General features: G+C 68.1%; 25 protein-coding genes. 11 read left to right on the forward strand and 14 right to left on the reverse strand.

What is annotated here, in order from left to right; all coding sequences use genetic code 11:
* Positions 1-338: 338 nt before the first annotated feature.
* Positions 339-1,124 (forward strand): 5'/3'-nucleotidase SurE, encoded by a 786-nt coding sequence (gene surE, locus F784_RS0117560; protein ID WP_019588041.1) that lies wholly within the window; start codon positions 339-341, stop codon positions 1,122-1,124.
* Between the two features lies 1 nt (position 1,125).
* On the opposite strand, the gene F784_RS0117565 is transcribed toward surE, so the two are convergent.
* The 5 genes from F784_RS0117565 to F784_RS0117585 all read right to left on the reverse strand — a co-directional run bounded on the left by F784_RS0117565 (position 1,126) and on the right by F784_RS0117585 (position 3,945).
* Positions 1,126-1,995, reverse strand: a complete 870-nt coding sequence (locus F784_RS0117565) for a hypothetical protein (protein ID WP_157465340.1) — start codon at positions 1,993-1,995, stop codon at positions 1,126-1,128.
* Entirely contained in the window at positions 1,988-2,326 is a 339-nt protein-coding gene (locus tag F784_RS0117570; RefSeq protein ID WP_019588043.1) for a permease prefix domain 1-containing protein, read from the reverse strand. Before F784_RS0117570 ends, F784_RS0117565 begins: the two co-directional genes overlap by 8 nt.
* Positions 2,323-2,652 carry a PadR family transcriptional regulator gene (locus F784_RS0117575; protein ID WP_019588044.1) on the reverse strand — a complete coding sequence of 110 codons (330 nt, stop codon included), beginning with the start codon at positions 2,650-2,652 and terminating at the stop codon, positions 2,323-2,325. The genes F784_RS0117570 and F784_RS0117575 overlap by 4 nt, the downstream gene beginning before the upstream one ends.
* Before the next feature lie 95 nt (positions 2,653-2,747).
* The gene (locus F784_RS0117580) at positions 2,748-2,987 is read right to left on the reverse strand and encodes an antibiotic biosynthesis monooxygenase family protein (RefSeq protein ID WP_026332560.1); all 240 of its coding nucleotides are present in this window, start codon (positions 2,985-2,987) and stop codon (positions 2,748-2,750) included.
* A gap of 25 nt (positions 2,988-3,012) precedes the next feature.
* Positions 3,013-3,945, reverse strand: a complete 933-nt coding sequence (locus F784_RS0117585) for a LysM peptidoglycan-binding domain-containing M23 family metallopeptidase (RefSeq protein ID WP_245557936.1) — start codon at positions 3,943-3,945, stop codon at positions 3,013-3,015.
* Positions 3,946-4,010: 65 nt separating this feature from the next.
* Here F784_RS0117585 and truA point away from each other — a divergent pair, with 65 nt between their 5' ends.
* Genes truA through F784_RS23705 form a run of 3 tightly spaced genes read left to right on the forward strand, consistent with a single transcriptional unit; the run spans position 4,011 to position 6,208 of the window.
* Positions 4,011-4,853, forward strand: coding sequence for a tRNA pseudouridine(38-40) synthase TruA (truA, locus tag F784_RS23700; protein WP_019588047.1), 843 nt, complete (start codon positions 4,011-4,013; stop codon positions 4,851-4,853).
* 17 nt (positions 4,854-4,870) lie between these two features.
* The gene (locus F784_RS26350; protein WP_157465342.1) at positions 4,871-5,092 is read left to right on the forward strand and encodes a MerR family transcriptional regulator; all 222 of its coding nucleotides are present in this window, start codon (positions 4,871-4,873) and stop codon (positions 5,090-5,092) included.
* A 6-nt stretch (positions 5,093-5,098) separates the two neighbouring features.
* Positions 5,099-6,208, forward strand: a complete 1,110-nt coding sequence (locus tag F784_RS23705) for a DNA cytosine methyltransferase (protein ID WP_019588048.1) — start codon at positions 5,099-5,101, stop codon at positions 6,206-6,208.
* A gap of 12 nt (positions 6,209-6,220) precedes the next feature.
* Here the strand turns inward: F784_RS23705 and F784_RS0117600 are convergent, their stop codons facing one another.
* The 7 genes from F784_RS0117600 to F784_RS0117630 all read right to left on the reverse strand — a co-directional run bounded on the left by F784_RS0117600 (position 6,221) and on the right by F784_RS0117630 (position 12,725).
* Positions 6,221-6,994, reverse strand: a complete 774-nt coding sequence (locus F784_RS0117600; RefSeq protein WP_019588049.1) for a hypothetical protein — start codon at positions 6,992-6,994, stop codon at positions 6,221-6,223.
* Complete coding sequence (locus tag F784_RS23710) at positions 6,991-7,500, reverse strand: HNH endonuclease (protein WP_157465343.1); 510 nt, start codon at positions 7,498-7,500, stop codon at positions 6,991-6,993. The genes F784_RS0117600 and F784_RS23710 overlap by 4 nt, the downstream gene beginning before the upstream one ends.
* 208 nt (positions 7,501-7,708) lie before the next feature.
* Positions 7,709-8,602, reverse strand: a complete 894-nt coding sequence (gene aguB / locus F784_RS0117610; protein ID WP_019588051.1) for an N-carbamoylputrescine amidase — start codon at positions 8,600-8,602, stop codon at positions 7,709-7,711.
* Positions 8,599-9,774 carry a GNAT family N-acetyltransferase gene (locus F784_RS0117615; protein WP_019588052.1) on the reverse strand — a complete coding sequence of 392 codons (1,176 nt, stop codon included), beginning with the start codon at positions 9,772-9,774 and terminating at the stop codon, positions 8,599-8,601. The genes aguB and F784_RS0117615 overlap by 4 nt, the downstream gene beginning before the upstream one ends.
* A complete protein-coding gene (locus F784_RS0117620) occupies positions 9,759-10,841 on the reverse strand; it encodes an agmatine deiminase family protein (protein ID WP_019588053.1) in 1,083 nt (360 codons plus the stop codon). The genes F784_RS0117615 and F784_RS0117620 overlap by 16 nt, the downstream gene beginning before the upstream one ends.
* A gap of 128 nt (positions 10,842-10,969) precedes the next feature.
* Positions 10,970-11,230 (reverse strand): hypothetical protein, encoded by a 261-nt coding sequence (locus F784_RS0117625; RefSeq protein WP_026332561.1) that lies wholly within the window; start codon positions 11,228-11,230, stop codon positions 10,970-10,972.
* 97 nt (positions 11,231-11,327) lie between these two features.
* Entirely contained in the window at positions 11,328-12,725 is a 1,398-nt protein-coding gene (locus F784_RS0117630) for an RNB domain-containing ribonuclease (RefSeq protein ID WP_026332562.1), read from the reverse strand.
* A 192-nt stretch (positions 12,726-12,917) separates the two neighbouring features.
* Here F784_RS0117630 and F784_RS0117635 point away from each other — a divergent pair, with 192 nt between their 5' ends.
* The 5 genes from F784_RS0117635 to F784_RS0117655 all read left to right on the forward strand — a co-directional run bounded on the left by F784_RS0117635 (position 12,918) and on the right by F784_RS0117655 (position 15,831).
* Complete coding sequence (locus F784_RS0117635) at positions 12,918-13,787, forward strand: DUF4097 family beta strand repeat-containing protein (protein WP_019588056.1); 870 nt, start codon at positions 12,918-12,920, stop codon at positions 13,785-13,787.
* Positions 13,784-14,434 (forward strand): hypothetical protein, encoded by a 651-nt coding sequence (locus F784_RS0117640; protein WP_019588057.1) that lies wholly within the window; start codon positions 13,784-13,786, stop codon positions 14,432-14,434. The genes F784_RS0117635 and F784_RS0117640 overlap by 4 nt, the downstream gene beginning before the upstream one ends.
* A gap of 75 nt (positions 14,435-14,509) precedes the next feature.
* Positions 14,510-14,866: a DUF2089 domain-containing protein gene (locus F784_RS0117645; protein WP_026332563.1), complete on the forward strand. Its 357-nt coding sequence runs from the start codon at positions 14,510-14,512 to the stop codon at positions 14,864-14,866.
* 56 nt (positions 14,867-14,922) lie between these two features.
* The gene (locus F784_RS0117650) at positions 14,923-15,132 is read left to right on the forward strand and encodes a hypothetical protein (protein WP_019588059.1); all 210 of its coding nucleotides are present in this window, start codon (positions 14,923-14,925) and stop codon (positions 15,130-15,132) included.
* Positions 15,133-15,312: 180 nt separating this feature from the next.
* Complete coding sequence (locus F784_RS0117655) at positions 15,313-15,831, forward strand: DinB family protein (protein WP_019588060.1); 519 nt, start codon at positions 15,313-15,315, stop codon at positions 15,829-15,831.
* A 91-nt stretch (positions 15,832-15,922) separates the two neighbouring features.
* On the opposite strand, the gene F784_RS0117660 is transcribed toward F784_RS0117655, so the two are convergent.
* Entirely contained in the window at positions 15,923-16,453 is a 531-nt protein-coding gene (locus tag F784_RS0117660) for a GNAT family N-acetyltransferase (RefSeq protein ID WP_019588061.1), read from the reverse strand.
* A 71-nt stretch (positions 16,454-16,524) separates the two neighbouring features.
* Here F784_RS0117660 and F784_RS24820 point away from each other — a divergent pair, with 71 nt between their 5' ends.
* Positions 16,525-17,610 (forward strand): GGDEF domain-containing protein, encoded by a 1,086-nt coding sequence (locus F784_RS24820; protein ID WP_083939267.1) that lies wholly within the window; start codon positions 16,525-16,527, stop codon positions 17,608-17,610.
* Positions 17,611-17,623: 13 nt separating this feature from the next.
* On the opposite strand, the gene F784_RS0117670 is transcribed toward F784_RS24820, so the two are convergent.
* Complete coding sequence (locus tag F784_RS0117670) at positions 17,624-18,289, reverse strand: flavin reductase family protein (protein WP_019588063.1); 666 nt, start codon at positions 18,287-18,289, stop codon at positions 17,624-17,626.
* A 45-nt stretch (positions 18,290-18,334) separates the two neighbouring features.
* Here F784_RS0117670 and xseB point away from each other — a divergent pair, with 45 nt between their 5' ends.
* Positions 18,335-18,628 carry an exodeoxyribonuclease VII small subunit gene (gene xseB / locus F784_RS0117675; RefSeq protein WP_019588064.1) on the forward strand — a complete coding sequence of 98 codons (294 nt, stop codon included), beginning with the start codon at positions 18,335-18,337 and terminating at the stop codon, positions 18,626-18,628.
* The last annotated feature ends 5 nt before the right edge of the window (positions 18,629-18,633 follow it).

The following is an 18,633-nucleotide window of genomic DNA, read 5'->3' on the forward strand; positions in this document are numbered from 1 at the left end:
GTTGGGTGGACACAAATTCCGTAACCTCTATCCTGGGCGGCTCAAGGACGAGTTGAGCCTTTGTCGGCGGCGCTCCTCCCGTTGGTCTTGCAGATGAAGCCTCCAGGCCTGAACGCCCATCGCAAGGGCAACGGCACTCCCCAGTGCGAATTCGGCCAGGAGAACGTCGAGCAGAAACGGCATGTCCCAGGCTGCCAGATGGGGATCAAAAAAAGCGCAAATCCAGGTGTGGAAACGCAGGTCTCTCCGGATTCCATTTGGTCCCAGGAAACGCAGTATTCGGGAACGTCCGTCCCCGACGAGCAACCCGGCCCTGACGCCCCGCGCTAGCCTGCGGCATGACCCACCCGGAACAGCACGCCCGGCCCCGTATCCTTGTTGCCAATGACGACGGCATTTTCTCGCCCGGCATCAAGGCGCTGGCGCTCGCCCTGTCGGACGTGGGGGATGTGGTCGTGGTCGCGCCCGACGTGGAGCAGTCGGCGGTCGGGCACGGCATCACCATCCGCCGCCCGCTGCGCTTCAAGCACACCGCGTCGGCGGGTTTCGGGGAGCTTCCCGCCTATCGGGTGGACGGCACGCCCGCCGACTGCGTGGTGCTGGGCGTCCACCTGCTCGGGCGGCCCGATCTGGTCGTCAGCGGCATTAACCTGGGGCCAAACTTGGGCGACGACCTGACGCACTCGGGGACGGTCGCGGCGGCCATCGAGGGGCTCGCGCTGGGGCTGCCTGCCATCGCCTTCAGCCAGCGCCCCAGCGATGGCGGGGAGTACAGCTTTACGGCGGGGGCCGCCTACGCCGCCCGACTGGCGCGCGAGGTGCTGGAACGGGGACTGCCGCCGCGCGTGCTGCTCAACGTCAATTTCCCGGCGCCCCCGGCGCAGGGTGTGCGCGTCACTCGGGTGGGCGAACACCGCTGGGAGGACGCCATCGTGACGAGATTGGACCCGGAGGGCCGCGAGTACCACTGGGTCGCCGGGGCCAGCCGCGCTCCCGACGCGCACGACCTGGACACCGATTACGGCGCGGTACAGGCGGGTTACATCAGCGTGACCCCAGTCAGGCTGGACCTGACCGCCCGCGACCTGCTGGATGAGGTCGCGGACTACGTGCCGGAGGTGTAGGTCAGGGGCGGGTGATGAGGTGAACTTGGGGGGCAGGGACGGGGGTAAGCTTCAGGTCCCGCAGGTCAGAGGTGTCCACGCGGTACAGCAGGACGACTGGCTGGCCCCTCGCTCGCACCTGGAAGAACTCGGGTAGGGTCTTGACTACGCGCGGAATGGTGCGCTGGGCGCCGCCCCAGCAAATGGTCGGAAAGACGACACGTCCTCCCTGGGCGGAACGAAGGGCGAAACTGGGTGTGCGCCCGTCCGCAGATGTTTGACCGTAGACGATGGCGTACATGGCCCCCTCGGCTCCTGATACGGAAAAGCTGAGGGCTGGGGACGAGGTCCGGCCGTTCTCAGGAAAAAGAGCCATGTCGCGCAGCTGGGAAGGGTCCGGTGCGGCGAGTTGCAGTTCCCTGGAGATGTCGTTCCAGACAATGAAGCCATAGAGATTGGCGCTGTAGACAGGTCGCTCCACTGTGCCCAATTGCATTCGGGCGGGGCCAACTGCCAGGGTAGGATTCTTCCATCCGGTCAGCCGTACAGGTGCCTTTACCACATACCGGAGTTGCCCCAGCAGGTTCCCCACAGCTATGTACCGCTCTTCCCCAAGCTCCCGGACGAAATCGTTGAGGTTCAGAGGCTGTGGCTCGCTGGCATCTGGGAACCTCAGATGCAAGAAGGCGTCGGTGCCCGTCAGCACCTCCACACCCACTCCGCCCGCCCGGAGAGCCGCGATCAGGTCGCTGAGCCGCAACAGGTCATTCGGAACCCCGGGATTAGCGCGGCACTTGGCCTCCAGCCACTCACGCCCACCGGGTTTTGCTATCTCGGCCTGTAGCCGCTCCTGTTCCGAGGAGGGCAGGTCTCTCAGGAGAGCATCATTCAACTGGCAAGAAGGTGGAGGAGTCGAAGAAGCTGCACTCACCGTCGGCCCCTGCGCCAGCGCCTGCACGCCGAGCAGCGTGGCAACCCCGGCTAGGAGTGCGGCGCGAACCCTTGCGGGGGGTATGCACTCGGCTCAGGTCCCGGGCGATGGCGTGGGGGCTCCCCAGATCACGCAGGGCGGCGCGAGCAGCCTCTGCTTCGCTCAGGCCCAGCAGGCGGTAGCGGTACACCTTGTCCTCGATGGCCCCGCGCAGTTCGGTCTGGGCGTCCCGCCGCTTCTGGCCCCACAAGCCACGGGTGGCCCGGTTCAGGTATACTTCCGTCTCCCTCATGCCTGGCCCCCGATTACGCCGCGCACGGCGGCACTGAAGCGTTCGTAGCGTTCGCGCTGGCGGCGCAGTTCCTCCCGGCCGCCCGGGGTCAGGGCGTACACCTTGACCGGGCTGCCCCCACGCGGGAGGAGCTGGAACTCGCCCCTGATCCATCCAGCCTTCTCGATGCGGTGCAGGGCCGGGTACAGGGTGCCCTCCCGCAGGGTGAAGTACCCATCCGTACTCGCCTGCACGTGGGCGATGATCTGCCCCCCGTAGCGCGGCCCCTGTTCCAGGGTGGCGAGCAAAAGCAGGTCGAGGTGACCTTTGAGCTGTTGAGCGTCCATCAGGCCTCCTTTCTCCATCGGAGGGGGAGGCATAACTAACCGATGTCGTAGCATCGTAAACCTAGGGGCCTAGGAAAGCAAGGATAGGGTATAAGCTACCGCGCCTCCAGCACCTCGAAGACCCAGGCCCGCGCTCCCGCTAGCAGGGGGAGGGGCGGCGCCTGGCCGGACCAGCGGCTCGCCACCAGGGCCAGGCCCGGCTGGGCAGGACTGACGAGCAGTTCGGCGCCCAGGAAGCCCGGCTGGGAGGGCAGGGCGTTCAGGAATGAGCGGAGGTCGTCCTCGGCCTGATCGCCGCGAACTTCGGTGTAATGCACCTGTGGCCTGGGAGTCATAGGCTCAGGGTAAGGCCTGGGCCGCTCACTCGCCGTACAGCCTGAGGGGGTCTTTGGGGTTCCAGCGCAGGTAGGTGCCGAAGTGCAGGTGTGGCCCGGTGCTGCGGCCGGTGTTGCCCACCCGGCCAATCAACTGCCCGCGTACCACCCGGTCACCCGCCCGGGCCAGATTGGCGCTGAGGTGGGCGTAGCGGGTGATCCAACCGTCCGGGTGCTCGATCACGACGGTCCAGCCCCAGCCCCGCTCGAAATCGGCGCGGGATTCCAGCACCCGCCCCGAGCGGGCGGCCCGGACATTGGTGCCCTCCGGCGCCACGATGTCCACCCCGTAGTGCATCTCGTGGTCCCCGTCGATATTGCGCTCACCGAAGCCGCTGCTGATATACCTGTACCCCGCCACCGGCCACAGCCACCCTGACGCCGAGGGAACCGCGGACACCCGGATGGATGCGCTGCGGACAGTCGCCCCCTGGGCGGGACGACTGGCACTCCTCGCCGCCGGGGTCCGGCTCGCCGTGCTCGGCAGCCGCGCGGCCACGTTGCGCCCGGGGATACGAACGGTGACCCCGGCCCGCAGCGGACGCCCGGCGTCAATCTGTGGGTTGGCGCGCAGCAGTTGCGAGAGGGTGAAGCTGTAGCGGTGTGCAATGACGGTCAGGTTCTCTCCGCTCTTCACCCGGTGCGTCTGCCCCGGAAGCTGCCGGTTGGGAATCCGCAGCACCTGCCCGGCCTCGACGTGGTCGGCATTCCGCAGCTTCGGGTTCGCGGCTTTGAGCGCCGAGATGCTGATACCCGCGCGCCTCGCAATGGTGGTCAGGTTGTCGCCGGAGCGCACCCGGTAGTTCGTCGCGGCGCTCGCCAGGCCCGCCAGGACGAGCACCCCGGTGGCAAGAAGATGCCGGGCCGGGGCCACCCACGTTCTCGACCTGGACGGACTCTGGATGAGAGGGGAATTCACAATCTTTAGCATAAGGGTGAGGCGGTGAGCAGGACGTGAGAAATGCGGGACGCTACCCTGCCGCCATGTCCTCTCCTCCTGCCTTTGCCCCGCCCCCCGGCCTCAGGCGCCTGCGTCTGCTGCTCGCCTGGGACGGCGCGGATTTTGCCGGGTGGCAGGCCCAGGCGAATGCCCCCAGCGTGCAGGACACGCTCCACACGGCCCTCGTGCGCCTCGGCGGGGAGGGGGCGGCTCGTCCGGTCGCCGCGGGCCGCACCGATGCGGGCGTCCACGCGGCAGCGATGCCCGCCCATGTGGATGTGCCCGCGGAGTTCCGCATCCCTCCTGAAAAGCTCGCCCGGGCGCTCAACGCCCATCTGCCCCCCAGCGTCGCCGTGCTGGAGGCGGAGATGGCCCCCTCCGGCCTCCACGCCCGCTTCTCCTGCACCGAGCGGCGGTATACCTACCTGCTCCTGGCCGCGCCGCAGCGACATCCACTGTGGGCTGGGCGGGCGCTCCACGTGCCCGGACCCTTGGACGTGCCCGCCATGAATGCCGCCGCCGCCCATCTCATCGGCACCCACGACTTCGCCGCCTTTGCCACCCAGGAGGACCGGCAGACGGTGCGGGAACTGCGCGCCCTGGAAGTTCGGCCCGGCTCCCCCGTCCCTGGCGGCGGAATCTGGGAAGTCCACGTCGCGGGCGAGAGCTTCCTGCGCCATATGGTGCGGGGGCTGGTCGGCACCCTGCTCCTCGTCGGCCAGGGCAGGCTGGAGGAGGAGGACGTGACGGCCATCCTCGCCGGGCGCGAGCGAGCGCGGGCCGGGGCGAACGTGCCCGCGCATGGGCTGACCTTCACGGGGGCGAGTTACGGGGGCTTTGAGGGCGAAGGAGCTACTCCCAGGAGACCGCACGCAGGTGTTTTGTGAACCCGTAGAGTGTGGGCATGGGTTCCATCTCGGTCACGGAGGCCGTTGCTATCAGTGGTCTGACGCCGCAACACCTGCGCCGGCTGGTCAAGACGGCAAAGGTGCAGGGCCGCCAGACCGGCGAAAACGGCGTCTGGCTGGTGGATGAGGAGAGCCTGCGGAACTATCTCCGACAGCAGCGGCGACCAGGACCAAAACCTAAGGGCACTGTAGACAGTCAGGTTCCTAATGGAACATAATTTTACATGAACGAAGCCCAGGGCAGGCCCGGCAGTGTCGAATATTTGGGGGTAACGCCCCGGAGTCAGCGTCTGACCCTCCTCGACCTGTTCGCGGGTGCCGGTGGCCTCAGCCTGGGGCTGACCTGGGCGGGCTTTCGCAGCCTCGCGGCCGTCGAGGTGGACCCGGCCGCCGCCGCCACCTACGACGCCAACTTCGGCGGGCATATTCTGCGTGACAGCCGGGGCCGACCGCTCCCCATGGAGCAGGTGGACTTCACGAGCTTCAGGGGCAGGGTGGACCTGCTCAGCGGCGGCCCGCCGTGCCAGGGCTTCTCCCTGCTCGGCACGCGGCTGGAGGATGACCCCCGTAACCGGCTGTGGCGGGAGTTCATTCGCGCCGTGGACGAGGTGCAACCACGTGCCTTCCTGATGGAAAATGTGCCGCCCATCCTGAAGACCCAGGAGGGCGCCTTCACCATTGAGCATGCGCGCGAGCTGGGCTACAGCGTCGTGGCTGGCGTCCTGTCGGCCGAGCAGTTCGGGGTACCCCAGAAGCGCAAAAGGGCCTTCTTCCTCGGGGTAAGGGACGGTGCGGTCTCCCTGCCGCGGCCCCTCCCCGGCACGAAGTTCATGACGGTGCGCCGGGCCTTCGCGGGCCTCCCGCTGCAACCCACTAATGAGGACCTGCACATGGGCAGGACACCCACGGGGACGAGTCTGGAACGGTACGCGACGGTTCCCGAGGGGGGCAACCGCTTCGACCTGATGGCGAAGCGGCCGGACATCACGCCGAGGTGCTGGCTGGAGAAAGCCACAGGTTCCACAGACGTGTTTGGCCGCCTGCATTGGGACCAGCCAGCGCTCACCATCCGCACCGAGTTTTACAAGCCCGAGAAGGGCCGCTACCTGCACCCGTCCGAACACCGGCCGATCACACACCGTGAGGCCGCGCGTCTGCAAACCTTTCCGGACGACTTCCACTTCGAGGGCTCGAAGATCGAGGTCGCCCGGCAGATCGGCAACGCCGTGCCGCCCCTCCTGGCCTACGTGATCGGGTTGCACCTGGAAAGCGCCCTGGAGAGGCGCAGCGTGCCCACAGTGCAGCCGACGCTGTTCGAACTTGTCCCGGGTTGACCGGATCGAAATTTAGGCTCCGAGCGTGTGTGCGAGTCTTTCGACGCTCGCATCGCTGGAAATCCAGAAGTTGCCGTACCCCTGCCGCTCGATAGCAACGTGATGGATTCTGAAGGGCGGGTCGGCCTTCCCCAGGAACTGCTCGGCCTGCGGCTTCCGGCCCCGGTCCCGGTCGCGGTACTTCGGATTGGCGAAGTAGATGCACACAACATCGTCGTTCACCCAGAAGTCCGAGCGCAGCAGCACGTCAGCCAGCAGGTGGTAGTGCACGGGCAGGCCGTACTCCTGGCGCAGACGCACGAAGAGTTCCAGCTCGCGCATGGCGGAGTAGTAGAACTTCCCGAGTCGCCAGCGGAAGGCCCGCCTCAGCTCGTGTTTCCGCTCTCGGTCCGCCTGATGCCAGTCGAGGTCCTGCAACAGGGGGTGAATGAAGAACGACGCGGCGTCGCCGTTCAACCATGCGCTGAAGTCCTGCCAAGTTGGTACGGCACGTCGCTCCTCCAGGTAGTGGTGGAACAGGTGTTCAAAGGCGAAGCCTGTCGTCCAGTCTTCGACCTCCCGGAGTTGTTCCTCACTCCGCACGTCGCCCAGAGCGTGTTCGGAACGGGCGCGCGCATCCAGCAGCTCCTCACGGGTGATCTCCCCAAGATACCGGTGAACGAAGCCATGCACGAAATCGTGGACGGGCTGGTAGCCCGGCCGACCGAGCCACCGGCGGTAGACCCCCTGGGCAGGGGGGCCGCCACGTTCCAGCAGTTCCCGGCGACAGTCCTCGAAGGAGGTCACGACTGCACTCCGGGCTTCAAGATTCTTCGCAGCAGTTCGTACACACGCCGCTGCTCCTCCAGGGGCGCGTGGCGCATCAGGGCCTCCAGCCCGAGCCGGGCCTCGCCGAGCCTCCCGGGGTACTTGTTCCACTTGCCCTCCTTGCAGACGTCGCACAGCGTCTGGAGGTTCTGATTCAAGTACGGGTCAATGCCGTACTTCTCGGCCCTGGAGATGGGGGAGATGTGGTCCACGACGAGCCGAACGGTTCGGTCCGGCTCCATGGGGTGCGGGTCGCCGGGCTGTGCTCCATAGGACAGGCACCGGTGCCCATCGCGGTCGAGGATACGGAAACGTTGGCCCTTGCCGATATTGCGAACGTGGGCCGTAGAACGCGGTTCGGTTGAAGTCAGGATGGAGTCGTCGGGGCGTAACTCGCCGGTCCGGTCCTTGTGACTCAGGATCATGTAGCCCAGTTCGTCGCGCCGCTCGCGCACTCGTCTCGCCCACTCGCTAAGACCTGCCACTGCAATCCGCTCTTTGGTGGCGACTCGCCCGCTGTTTTCCATGAACAGTTCCAGGAGGCGCGTCCGTGCTGCGCCTCCCCCTACCTTCCGCACTGCCACCCACAGCTCCCTTGACTCTCCGTATATCTGTGACAACGTGAAGTGATCCACGTTGATATACCAAGCACTCCGTCCGGTTGCACAGAGGCCAGCAATGAAACTGTGATCCTCACCCCCGCCGCGTCACCCCGTCCGTCGTCAGCAGCGTGCCGTACAAGTCGGGGCGGCGGTCCCGGAAGAAGCCCATCCCTGCGCGGAACTTCCGGGCCTCGGTGAGGTTCAGCGTGTGGGCCAGCGCCCCCTCGTCCGTCTCGCCGAACTCGGCCACGATCTCGCCGGTGTAGTCGGCGATGAAGGTGTGGCCGTAGTACGTCTGGGTGAAGTCGCCGACGCGCTCGACGCCGATCCGGTTGCAGGACCCCACATAGGTGGAGTTGCTGACCGCGTGGCCCTGCATGGCCCGCTGCCACATCTGGTAGTTGTTCGGGGTCTCGACCTCGGCGGGCTCGGTGCCGATGGCGGTGGGATACAGCAGGAAGTCGGCGCCCAGCAGCATCATCGCGCGGGCGGTTTCGGGGTACCACTGATCCCAGCAGATGCCCACGCCCACCCGTCCGAAGCGGGTGCGCCAGACCTTGAAGCCGGTGTCGCCCAGGGCGAAGTAGTACTTCTCCTCGTAGCCGGGGCCATCGGGGATATGGGTCTTGCGGTAGTTGCCCAGCACCGTGCCGTCCGCGTCGATGCACACCAGCGAGTTGTAGTGCGCCTGCCCCGCCCGCTCGAAGTACGAGAGCGGCAGCACCACGCCGAGTTCGGCGGCGAGGTTCTGGAAGCGGCCGATAAAGGGGTGGCCCTCCAGCGGGTGCGCCAGCTCGAAGTAGTCCTCGCGCTCAACCTGGCAGAAGTACAGGTTCTCGAACAGCTCGGGGAGCAGCACGACCTGAGCGCCCTGCCGCGCGGCGTCGCGCACGTGGGCCTCGGCGCGGCTCACGTTGTCCTCGAGCTGGTCCGTCATGTGCATCTGGATCACGGCCAGGTTGACAGTGTGCGGCGTCTGGGTCATGTCTCATCCTCCCTCAAATTCAGGCCCAGGCGGCGGGCCACCTCACCTTTCGGGTGGGTCAGGCCGCTGCGGGCGTCCATGTACTCGCGGTAAACGTCGTCGAAGGCGTGGATCAGGACGGACATCACGCCGTGATCGTCCACCTGAAGTCCCTGGATGCGGAAGCCCGCGCGCAGCTTGGGGATCAGTACCGCGTTGTTCGTCGCGTGGTGCTGGCTGCGGACGAGGCGGTAGCCCTCGGCCTCCAGCGCGGCCAGCACGACCGGGAGCAACCGGGTGTAAAGGCCCTTGCCCCGATGAGCGGGGAGGAACGCCGTGTTCACCATGTACGCCGTCCGCGCGTCCCACTGGCGCGAATACTGCCAGCCCGCCACCTCGCCCCCGTGCGCGATCAGCCAGGCGTAGCGGGGCACCTCCGGGCTGAGAAGCGGGGCGGGCACGGCCCAGTCGAAGGACACGGAGGCGTAGGCCGCGTCCTCCAGCTGCTCGTACACGTCCAGGTACATCTCGTAGGGGACGCGGTGGAGGGTGTAGTCGCCGCCCAGATCCACACCCTTCCCCTCGACCTCTGGCATGGATACGGAGGGAAGGGTCACCGTATCCGCTCCTGTCTCTGAGATGTTCAGCCCCAGCCGCCGCGCCGCCGCGCCTGTCGCCTGCTGGAAGCCGCTGCGGACGTGCATTGCCTCCCGGTACGTCCCGTCCAGGCTGAGGGTGAGCGCCACATTCAGCCCGCCCTCGTACAGGTTCAGGCCCTGGAGGAAGAACCCGGCGCGCAGCTTGGGGATGATCACCTGGTTGTTGGTGGCCCGGTGGTGGCTGGTCACGAGAGTGTATCCGGCGTCCCGGTACGCGGCGAGGACGTGTGGGAGGAGCCGGGAGTACAGCCCCTGCCCCTGGTAGCCGGGAAGGATGCCCGTGTCCGCCATGTAGACCGTCCGTTCGCCTTGCTGGTGCGCGTGGTGCCAGCCGATCAGGTCGTTCCCGTGGTAGAGGCCCCACTGGAAAGTTTCACCCAGAGGTGGGGACGATTTGACGGGCCGGTCGAAGGCATACCCCCAGGTTCCGCCGAAGATGCGGCCTTCCAATCGGGCGCAGGCGTCGCGGTAGGTTTCGTAGGAGATGAGTCGGGCCTCGTACCCGTCACCCAGGCGGATTACTCCCCCGTCCACAGCGTTCCTGCCGGTTGCTGCTGGGTCATGCAGTGGAAGGAACCGCCGCCCTCGATGATCTTCCGGCTCATCAGGCCGATCACCTCGCGCCCGGGGAAGAGGGGGCGCAGCACCTCCAGCGCCCGGGCGTCGTTGGGGTCGCCGTACTGCGGCACGACCACGAAGCCGTTGCCGATGTAGAAGTTCGCGTAGGTGGGGGGCAGGCGACCCTCGGCGCCCTCCAGCCGGTTGGCGGGCAGCGGCAGCTCCACGATGCGGAAGGGCTGGCCGCTCAGGTCGGTCATCCCCCGCAGGTCGGCCAGGTTCTTCCGCATCGTGGGGAAGTTGGCGTCCTCCTCGTCCTGGGCCACGCTCGTCACGACCGTCCGCTCGTCCGTGAAGCGGGTGATGGTGTCGATATGCCCGTCGGTGTGGTCGTTTTCCAGGCCGCCGTCCAGCCACAGCAGCTTGTCTATACCCAGAGTTTCGCTCAATAGGGCAGCGTAGCCCTCCTCGCTCAGTCCGGGATTGCGGGTCGGCGTCAGGAAGCAGGAACGCGTCGTCAGGCCCACGCCCGCGCCGTTGACCTCCAGGCCACCGCCCTCCAGCACCTCGGGGTGATCCCAGTGGGGGAGATTCAGGGTCCGGGCAACGTACTCGGGCACCTCATCGTCGTTCTGCCAGTGGAACTTGCCGCCCCAGGCGTTGAAGCGCCAGTTCACCAGGGAGACCCGGCCCCTGGCGTTCCGCACGAAGATCGGCCCGTTGTCCCGAATCCACACGTCGTCCAGGGGAACGCGGTGGAAGGTGACATTGGCGCCCTCCAGCCTTGCTCGCGCGTCCGCCTCGCTCTCCTCGTCCCGCACGAGAAGGTGGACAGGCTCGAAGCGCGCGATCGTCCGCACCAGCTCCGCGAACTCGTCCCGCACGCCCGCCAGGTGGCCGAACCACAACTCGTCGTCGGCGGGCCAGCTCATCCAGGTTGCCGCGTGCTCGGCCCACTCGGGGGGCATGGCAAAGCCCCGCTCGCGCGGTGACGGGTCAGTGGGGGACAGGTGGCGAGGCATGACGTCGTTCACGGCGCGCATTGTCTCATCCTGGGGCGAGGCGAAGGTGACGGGGATGAGCTGTCCGATCGAACCGACAGCCGCGTTTCCCCGTCTCGGATGACCCTAGATTCTGATCAAGGCGAGTTGAGTCTACGCTCCGGGCTTTCTCATCCCAGCAGCGAGAAATCATCCGAGCAGGCCAGCGCCCGGAAGTGGGCGGCTTTCTCGGTCAGCCCCATCTGTTCGTAGCAGGCGGCGAGCTTGAGGGCAAAAAACTCGACGGCGCGGCAGTCCTCACGGCGCTCGGCGGCTTCGAGACACTCACGGTAGTAGAGCACAGCTAGGTGGTACTGCGCTCCCGACGCAGCGTGTTCAGCTCGGCAGTGACTCATCCTGAGGGACACGATGTCGGTGGGCACGCCGTTCATGGCCCTGAGTGTAGACAGGTCTGTGCCCAGATGAATGCAAGGTGAACCCGATTCTGCCTTTTGGACTCGGCACAAGGAGGACGGAAGTCCCGTCACCTCACACCACCCTGGCCCGGACGGTGAGGGCAGGCAGGTTGACCTCCGTCAGCCGGACCTTCAGCGCCGTGCCCGCCGGGGCTGGAGTGCTGACGGGCAAGTCCATCGCGAGGTCGGGGATCAGCAGCGTCGCCTGCGGCCCGCGCCGGTCCACCACCACGGCGTCCCATTCACGTTCCGGCTGCGCGGCCACGAAGCGCAGGGTGTGGTGGCGGCGGCTGAGGCGCTCGGCCTGCCGGGTGGCGTCGGCGTTCATCTGCGCCTGGGCAACGCGGGCGGCAACTTCCTTGCCGGAGAGGGGGTCCGCGCCCGTCAGGTGCGCCCGGAGTTGCTGATGCACGACCAGGTCGAGGTAGCGCCGCATGGGGCTGGTCGCCTGCGCGTACAGGTCCAGGCCCATGCCGTGGTGCGGTCCCGGGGCGGGCTGGAAGCGGGTGCGGGCCAGCGTCTTGCGCCGCGCCCAGTGGGCGTTCAGCGTGTCGCCCCGCACGTCCCGGGTGGGCGCGTCCTGGGTGGCGAAGGGCAGCGGCAGCTCATGGTCGTCCGCATAGATCGCCGCCGCCCAGCCCGCCAGTGTCATGCACTCCTGCACCACAAAGCGCATCTCCGGCTTGGGAAGGGGGGTAACGCTCGCCCCCTCCGCGTCGGCCTTCACCCGCACCTCGGGCAGGTCGATGGAGAGCGCCCCCTCCGACTCGCGCAGGGCACGGCTGGCGCGGGCGAGGCGGGCAAGGGTGACGAAGGGTTCCCCCCCCGCCTCCAACCGGGCCTGGGCCTCGGTGTAGGTCAGCCGCGTCACCCGCACCCGGGTCAACGCCACGTCCACCGCCTCCGCATTCCCGTCCTCGTCCAGGTCGAGGGAGATGGAGAGGGCGGGGCTGGTGTCTGCCAGGCCCAGACCCGCGCGCTCGACCAGCGCGTCCGGCAGCATTCCGATGGTCTGGTCGGGGAGGTACAGGGTGGCTCCCCGCGCCCGCGCCTCCTCGTCAAGCGGGCTGCCCGCCGGGGCGAGGGCGGCCACGTCCGCGACATGAACCCATAGCCGGGTCAGGCCGCCTTCCAGCTTTTCGATCCCCACCGCGTCGTCCGGGTCCCGATTGCCCTCGTCGTCGATGGCATAAGCGTCGAGGTGAGTGAGGTCCAGGCGGTCCTCCTCCGGGAATTCGGGCACGGGCAGCGTCACGGGCGTCAGGGCCGCGCCGAGGCGATCGGCGTAGGGCGTCCTCGCCTCCGTCCACAGGCCCAGCCGCAGCAGCAGGGCGTGGGCGGCCTCGGGCGTCTCAAGCTGGCCCAGCTCGCGCAGAGTTCGCGACTTCTCCTGTTTGCCGCGGGCGACGAGTTCCACCTCCGTGCGCTGGGCGGGCGTCAGTTCGGGAAGGGCAGGCGAGGGGGCAGTCATCTCCCGAGGATACGGGGGAGTCCGGCGTTCGGTGAAATAGAAAAACTGGATTGACATTTTGGGCACAGGAGAGCGGTTTCTCTCCCCGAGCCCCCCGTTCTGGAGCGGTCGATGCCGAGCTTTTCAAAATACATAAAGCTGGACTTGACATATTTCGAAAATAGTGTTTCTATATCTCCAGAGGAGGAAGGCATGAATGAACGCATGGACGAGGGCTTTCGCGCTCAGGTGGAACGTCTGGTGGCCGAAGGCAAACTCACCCCCGAGGAGGCGGCCGGACTGCTGGAGGGGACGGTAGAGGAATCCACCACGGCGGCTGAGCCGTTCGCTCCCCTCATGGCGGCCTATCCGGGAGACACGCCCCCCGACCTGCTCCTGAAGGTCAGCGGGTATAACCTGACGGTGATTCAGGATGCAGGGGTGGGTCAGCCCCAGCTCAGCGCCAACCGCGAGGGCGTACTTCGCCTGACAGCCACGCCGGAAGGTTGGGAGGTGTCGCGCATCCACCGTGGGCCGCTGCACGGCGAGACCCTGCGGGCCATCCTGACTGTGCCCTTCGCGCCCCGGCACGTCCGGGCGGAGGTCAACGGCGGCAACCTCGCGCTGCCCGATATCGGCGGCGAGATGCTGGCTGACGTGAACGGCGGGAATGTCCGCATGGGCCGGGCTGCCAGCCTGCGGGCCGACGTGAATGGGGGCAACCTGAACGCTGCCGAGATGGGCGGCCCCACCCACCTCAACGTGAACGGCGGCAACCTGACGCTGGAGGGCGCCCAGACGCTGAACGCCAGCGTGAACGGCGGAAATCTGCGCTGGGCCGGGCACCTGACCGGGGGGGACCACCGCCTGGAGGTGAACGCGGGGAACGCCACCCTGCACCTGCTGCCGGGCAGCAGCGTCCGCTTCGACGCCAACGTGACGGTGGGCGCCTTCAAGGCGGATTTCCCGACCCGCAAGAACGGCGGCTTCATCAACACGCAGTACCTCGGGCAGCTCGGCGGGGGGGACGCCCTCCTCTCGTGCCGGGTGGCCGCCGGACAGGTCAAGGTCGTGACCGCATGAGAGAGAAAGTCAAACGCCTCCTCGACCTGGTGCGGGCCGGTCGCCTGAGCTTGGAAGACGCCGGGCCGCTGCTCGCCGCCCTGAGCCCCCGCCTCGCACTGACCGACAGTGACCGTGAACTCATCGCGTCCCTGCTCGCCCGCGAGGACCTGGACACCGGTCAGGTCGCTGAACACCTGCTGCTGCTGCGTGGTGTGCGCGACGCGCCCCCGGCACCGCCCTTTCCCCCCAGGGCGCCGCGCGCCTCCGGCTGGCCGGGGGTGGACGGGTGGGTGGACCGCTTTACCGACAACATCGACGGCTTCGTGGACCGGATGGAGGAGACCGTGGAACGTGCTGTTGAAGGCAGGATGCCCCGCTCCCGCGATTCCCGTTATTCCTACTCCTATGCCGGGCCGGGCCGAACCTCCCGCCTCCTGCGCGTGCAGGTCGAGTCCAACGAGGGAGACGAGTACACCGCCAACCTGCCGGTCAGCCTGGCGCCGCACCTGGGCAAGCTGATTCCTCCGCATGGTCGGGAGGCACTGGAACGCGCGGGCCTGAGCATCGAGGCGCTGCAACTCCTGATCGAGGCCGACCCGCCCCCCGGCGACCTGATCAACGCCGAGGACAACGAGGGCAACAGCGTCAAGATCAGCCTGAAATGAGGGAAGCGGTGCGGGGCCAGCAGAACGAGGGAAATGACCCCGCACCCCCGCCCGCCCGCCACGTACCCTGAACCCATGCCCAGACCCCTGCCCCTGCCCTTTCCCGACGAGACCGAAGCCCCGCTGGTCACCGAACTGCGGTTCCCCACAAGCGGTGTCACGGTGCGCGGCGTCTTCGAACTCAACGAATTCGCCACCCTGTCCCCCGAGAACCTGGACTTCCTGCGCCTGTATATCCGCGTGCGCGGCAACCTCAAGGAGGTCGAGCGGGTGCTGGGCATCAGCTACCCCACCGTGCGTGCGCGCTTTGACACGCTGCTGCGCGCCATTGGCTACGAGCCCGAACTCGCCGACCCGCAGGCAGAGGTGCTGGAGCGCCTGGAGCGCGGCGAGATCACCCCGGACGAGGCGGCCAGGAAGCTGCGGCGGTAGGGGGGAAGTGGGGCCGGGCCGGGCCGCGAAGCCACCTGCGGGAGAAAGGAGACGGTATGAACAACTCCTCCTCACACCTCATCCAGAGGCACGCCAACGAAGCTTACGAGGAGCGGGTGGCCCGGCACCTCTACGACGCGGAGGTGCGGCGCTTGCTCGGCCGCCCCAGCCTGCGGGCCAGGCTCGCCGCGGTCCTGCACAGGCTGGCGGACCGGGTGGACCCCCGAACGGCTCCTCTCTACCCGACGGGCCGTTCGGTGCACTGACCGGATTGGCTGGACCCTGGAGAGGCAGTCGCACGGCAGACCCCGGGTCAACCCGGTCCGGTCCCGGACCAGGCGGAATGCCGGATCGGCGCGGCTGGGGGTGGGCTGCCCCCTTCGTTGGCCCCGCCCTCCGCCGGAATCACGACACGACGTGACGGCAAAGGCGCTTAACCTCGGGGCATGGATGCCGAGGCGTTTTACCGTTATCTGACTCAGGCCCGCCGCCGCCTCTGGACCACTCTGCGTGCCCTGCCGGATGAAGCCCTCTCGAGGGCCGTGATCCCCACGCAAGGGGCGCGCTGCATCAAGGACCTCGTGAGGCACGTCGCCGTGGTCGAGGACGGGTGGTTTCGGCTGGACCTGCTCGGCCGGTCCCCGGTCTGGGAAAACTTCGGTGGGGAGCCTGCCTCGGCCGATGAGTACTGGCACCATGAGGACGAGTCGTTGGACGCGCTGCTGGCCTACTGGGAGGCGGTGGAGGCCGATACGCTGCGTCACTGGCCCGCGCTGATGAGCGTGGCCACGTCGGGCCGGAGGGTCCCTGTTTCGGAGGACCGCCCGGAGACGCTCGCCGCCGATGAGGTGATCTGGCACGTCATGCAGCACGAGGTGCGCCACACCGCCCAGATCGTGCAGATGCTCCGCCTGCTCGGGCATCAGCCACCTTCCCTGGACCTGGTGTTCTTGACGGCGGAGTGACTGGACCCGCGGGCGCTTTCCTGGAGTTCCCCCGGAGCGCGCGGGAGACATGGGGGTGGAGGCGGGCAGGCTGACGTTTGCCGGGCTCTCCTCAGCTCTCCCCGAGCCGCGTCAGGTCGTCCCAGATCAGCCGCACCTCGCGCAACTCGCCCGCTGGAACGGTCACGGTCTTCTCGCCCGCCTCGCGTCCTCCCCGGCGCAGATACCACTCCCAGGTGGGGTTCCCGGCAAGGACCCACAGGGCCAGACTCCGGTCTCCGCGTTCCTCCAGGACCCGCGCCACTGCGGCCAGAAGTGCCTGCCCGAGGCCCTGCCCCTGCGCCGCTTTCAGGGCATAAAGCGTGTAAAGTTCCGCGTCGATGCCGGGGTGGTCGCGGGGTGGGCCAGCGGACGCGAAGGCGACGACCTCCCCGTCCCGCTCGGCGACGAGAACGACCTGGGTGGGGTCCGTAACGTCACGCGTCCAGTTCGTGGTCCGCCGTTCCTGCATCGCGCCGTCCGTCATTCGCTCCAGAAACGCCTCCGGCATCCGCCCCATGTACGTCTCCCGCCAACTCGTCACGTGGACGTGGGCGATGGCCGGAGCGTCGGCGGGCGTGGCGGGCCGAAGGGTGAAGGACATGCCCCAGGGTAGATGGGGCGGGCGGCGCGGGGTTGCGAAATCTGTCAGACTCCCCCGCTTACCCTGGGCGGATGGTGCGGCCCATGCCCGGTGACGCGGAGGAGACCCCGGAATTCCAGTTCCGGCACCGCTCCCTCCTCGTCATCCTGGGGTGCGTGCTGGGGGCGTCCATCGCCACGCTGTGCGTCTCGGGAGCCTGGCTGTTCACGGCCCTGGACCGGCTGGTGCTGAGCTTCATCGTGGTCAAGAACGCCCTGCTGTTCGTGTGGCTGTGGCGCAGGCCCCGGGCCCTGGTGCGGGTGGGCGTCATCGAACTGCTGCTGGAGGGGATTGGCGGCGTCGGCAAGCTGTGGCTGGCCCTGATGGTCGAACACACGGCCTACAGCCTGGGGGGCTACTCGTACTGGCTGATGCTGAACTACTTCATCGCCGCGCTCGTCTGGCGAGGCCGCGCGGCCCTGTGGGTGTCCCTGGGGTGGTTCGCGGTGCTGCTCACGCTGGGCGGCCTGTACTGGTTTTCCTCCAGCATTCCCCTGAGCACGAAGCAGCAGTATGGCAACACCCTCCTCCAGCTTTACCTGACGCACGCCACCCTGATCGCGTTCCTGACCCTCCAGGGCCGGTTGCTGGGGCAGTACCTCGCCGCCATTGTGCGGGCCGAGGGCGCGGCGCGGTTTGCCCATGTGGACGGCCTGACGGGCACGGCCAACCGACGGCAACTGGAGGCGTGGCTCCGGGCGCGGCACGAGCACGCCGGGCGAACGGGGGAACCCTGGAGCGTCATCCTGTTCGACCTCGACCACTTCAAGGGCGTCAACGACACGTACGGGCACGCGGCGGGCGACCGGGTGCTCCAGGCGACTGCCGCCGCCGTGCGCCAGGCCCTGTGGGAGGGGGACCAGATGGGCCGCTGGGGGGGCGAGGAGTTCCTGGTCATCCTGCCCGGAACGGGCCCGGCGGACGCCGTGCGGGTGGCGGAACGTCTCCAGGAGGCGGTGACCGCGGTGGAGTACCCGGACGTGGGCCGGGTGACCATCAGTTGCGGCGTGGCGCAGCAGGCACAGGGTGAGAGCGTCGAGGCCCTCCTGCACCGGGCAGACGAGGCCCTGTACGCGGCCAAGCGGGGAGGCCGGGCCCTCGTGGAGGTGGCGTGGTGAGAAGGAGCTTGACTCAGCGCCCTGCGCTGTCCTCCTGCGCCCGCTGCCACGCCGCGTAGCTCACCCGGTCGAGGGTGAAGGTGTCGCGCGTGCGGGTATACGTGCCCCGGCCCCCCATGCGCCCCACCAGATCGAGGGCGGCGGTGTCCACGTACATCCGTGCCTCGTCGAGCAGGGCGTCCGCGCGCAGGTGCAACCCCAGCACCTCGCCCAGGATCACGCGGGTTCGGCCGATCAGCACCGTCTGGACCTCGCGGCATTCCAGGGCGGCGGGGCTGGCGGCCACGCGCGGCACCCGAACGGTGATGCCGGGCGCGAGCGGCACGCCCAGGGTGTCCGGCTCCGCCATCCCCTGGGGAAAGTCGGTCGCCGTGGCGTTCATCAGGGGCGCGAGGTCCGCGCTGACGAGGCTGACCGTGAACTCGCCCCCGGGGCCGATGTGGAGCGCAGTGTCCTTGGGCGTGCCGTCCGCCCGGTCACCGGGCCCGAAGGCCACGACCGCCGGGTCCGACCCCATCAGCCCGAAATAGGAGAAGGGGGCGAGGTTGACGTGCCCGCCCTCGCCCAGCGTGCTGACCCAGGCGATGGGGCGGGGCACGACCACGTTCGTCACGAGCTTGTAGCGGTCGGCGGCACTCAGGGTCGTGAGGTCAAAGTGTCGAAAGGCAGGAAGGGTCATGGCCCAGGGTAGCGGCCCCCACGAGAGGGGCACTATCCTCGGCCTGTGCCGGAGAAGTCCACCCCCCTGAGCTACCGCGAGGCCTACACCCGGCTCTCGCGCATCGCCGCCGAGCTGGAGACGGGGGAGGCCGACCTCGACCGCGTGCTGCCGCTGCTGGAAGAGGCGCGGGCCGCCTACGCCGCCTGCCGCGAGCGGATTGAGGCGGTGCGCGCGGTGCTGGCGGGCGACTGGGCCGACGCGGAAACGGGCCCCGAGGATGAAGACGACGAGGACGAGGTCATGGGAAACGGGGCGCGGGACGCCTCCGGGGACGACCCCTACGCCGACCCATTCTGATCTGC

It is taken from the genome of Deinococcus apachensis DSM 19763 (assembly GCF_000381345.1).
Taxonomy (GTDB): domain Bacteria; phylum Deinococcota; class Deinococci; order Deinococcales; family Deinococcaceae; genus Deinococcus; species Deinococcus apachensis.

Excerpts from the sequence above, each read along its gene's own strand:
- F784_RS0117635 (WP_019588056.1), top strand. The coding sequence starts at position 12,918 with ATGAATGAACGCATGGACGAGGGCTTTCGCGCTCAGGTGGAACGTCTG.
- F784_RS0117655 (WP_019588060.1), top strand. The coding sequence starts at position 15,313 with ATGGATGCCGAGGCGTTTTACCGTTATCTGACTCAGGCCCGCCGCCGC.
- F784_RS0117640 (WP_019588057.1), top strand. The coding sequence starts at position 13,784 with ATGAGAGAGAAAGTCAAACGCCTCCTCGACCTGGTGCGGGCCGGTCGC.
- F784_RS0117570 (WP_019588043.1), bottom strand. The coding sequence starts at position 2,326 with ATGAGGGAGACGGAAGTATACCTGAACCGGGCCACCCGTGGCTTGTGG.
- F784_RS23705 (WP_019588048.1), top strand. The coding sequence starts at position 5,099 with ATGAACGAAGCCCAGGGCAGGCCCGGCAGTGTCGAATATTTGGGGGTA.
- F784_RS0117650 (WP_019588059.1), top strand. The coding sequence starts at position 14,923 with ATGAACAACTCCTCCTCACACCTCATCCAGAGGCACGCCAACGAAGCT.
- F784_RS0117630 (WP_026332562.1), bottom strand. The coding sequence starts at position 12,725 with ATGACTGCCCCCTCGCCTGCCCTTCCCGAACTGACGCCCGCCCAGCGC.
- F784_RS0117575 (WP_019588044.1), bottom strand. The coding sequence starts at position 2,652 with ATGGACGCTCAACAGCTCAAAGGTCACCTCGACCTGCTTTTGCTCGCC.
- F784_RS0117580 (WP_026332560.1), bottom strand. The coding sequence starts at position 2,987 with ATGACTCCCAGGCCACAGGTGCATTACACCGAAGTTCGCGGCGATCAG.
- F784_RS0117625 (WP_026332561.1), bottom strand. The coding sequence starts at position 11,230 with ATGAACGGCGTGCCCACCGACATCGTGTCCCTCAGGATGAGTCACTGC.
- F784_RS26350 (WP_157465342.1), top strand. The coding sequence starts at position 4,871 with ATGGGTTCCATCTCGGTCACGGAGGCCGTTGCTATCAGTGGTCTGACG.
- F784_RS0117620 (WP_019588053.1), bottom strand. The coding sequence starts at position 10,841 with ATGCGCGCCGTGAACGACGTCATGCCTCGCCACCTGTCCCCCACTGAC.
- aguB (WP_019588051.1), bottom strand. The coding sequence starts at position 8,602 with ATGACCCAGACGCCGCACACTGTCAACCTGGCCGTGATCCAGATGCAC.
- surE (WP_019588041.1), top strand. The coding sequence starts at position 339 with ATGACCCACCCGGAACAGCACGCCCGGCCCCGTATCCTTGTTGCCAAT.
- F784_RS0117660 (WP_019588061.1), bottom strand. The coding sequence starts at position 16,453 with ATGTCCTTCACCCTTCGGCCCGCCACGCCCGCCGACGCTCCGGCCATC.
- F784_RS0117645 (WP_026332563.1), top strand. The coding sequence starts at position 14,510 with ATGCCCAGACCCCTGCCCCTGCCCTTTCCCGACGAGACCGAAGCCCCG.
- truA (WP_019588047.1), top strand. The coding sequence starts at position 4,011 with ATGTCCTCTCCTCCTGCCTTTGCCCCGCCCCCCGGCCTCAGGCGCCTG.
- F784_RS0117670 (WP_019588063.1), bottom strand. The coding sequence starts at position 18,289 with ATGACCCTTCCTGCCTTTCGACACTTTGACCTCACGACCCTGAGTGCC.
- F784_RS24820 (WP_083939267.1), top strand. The coding sequence starts at position 16,525 with ATGGTGCGGCCCATGCCCGGTGACGCGGAGGAGACCCCGGAATTCCAG.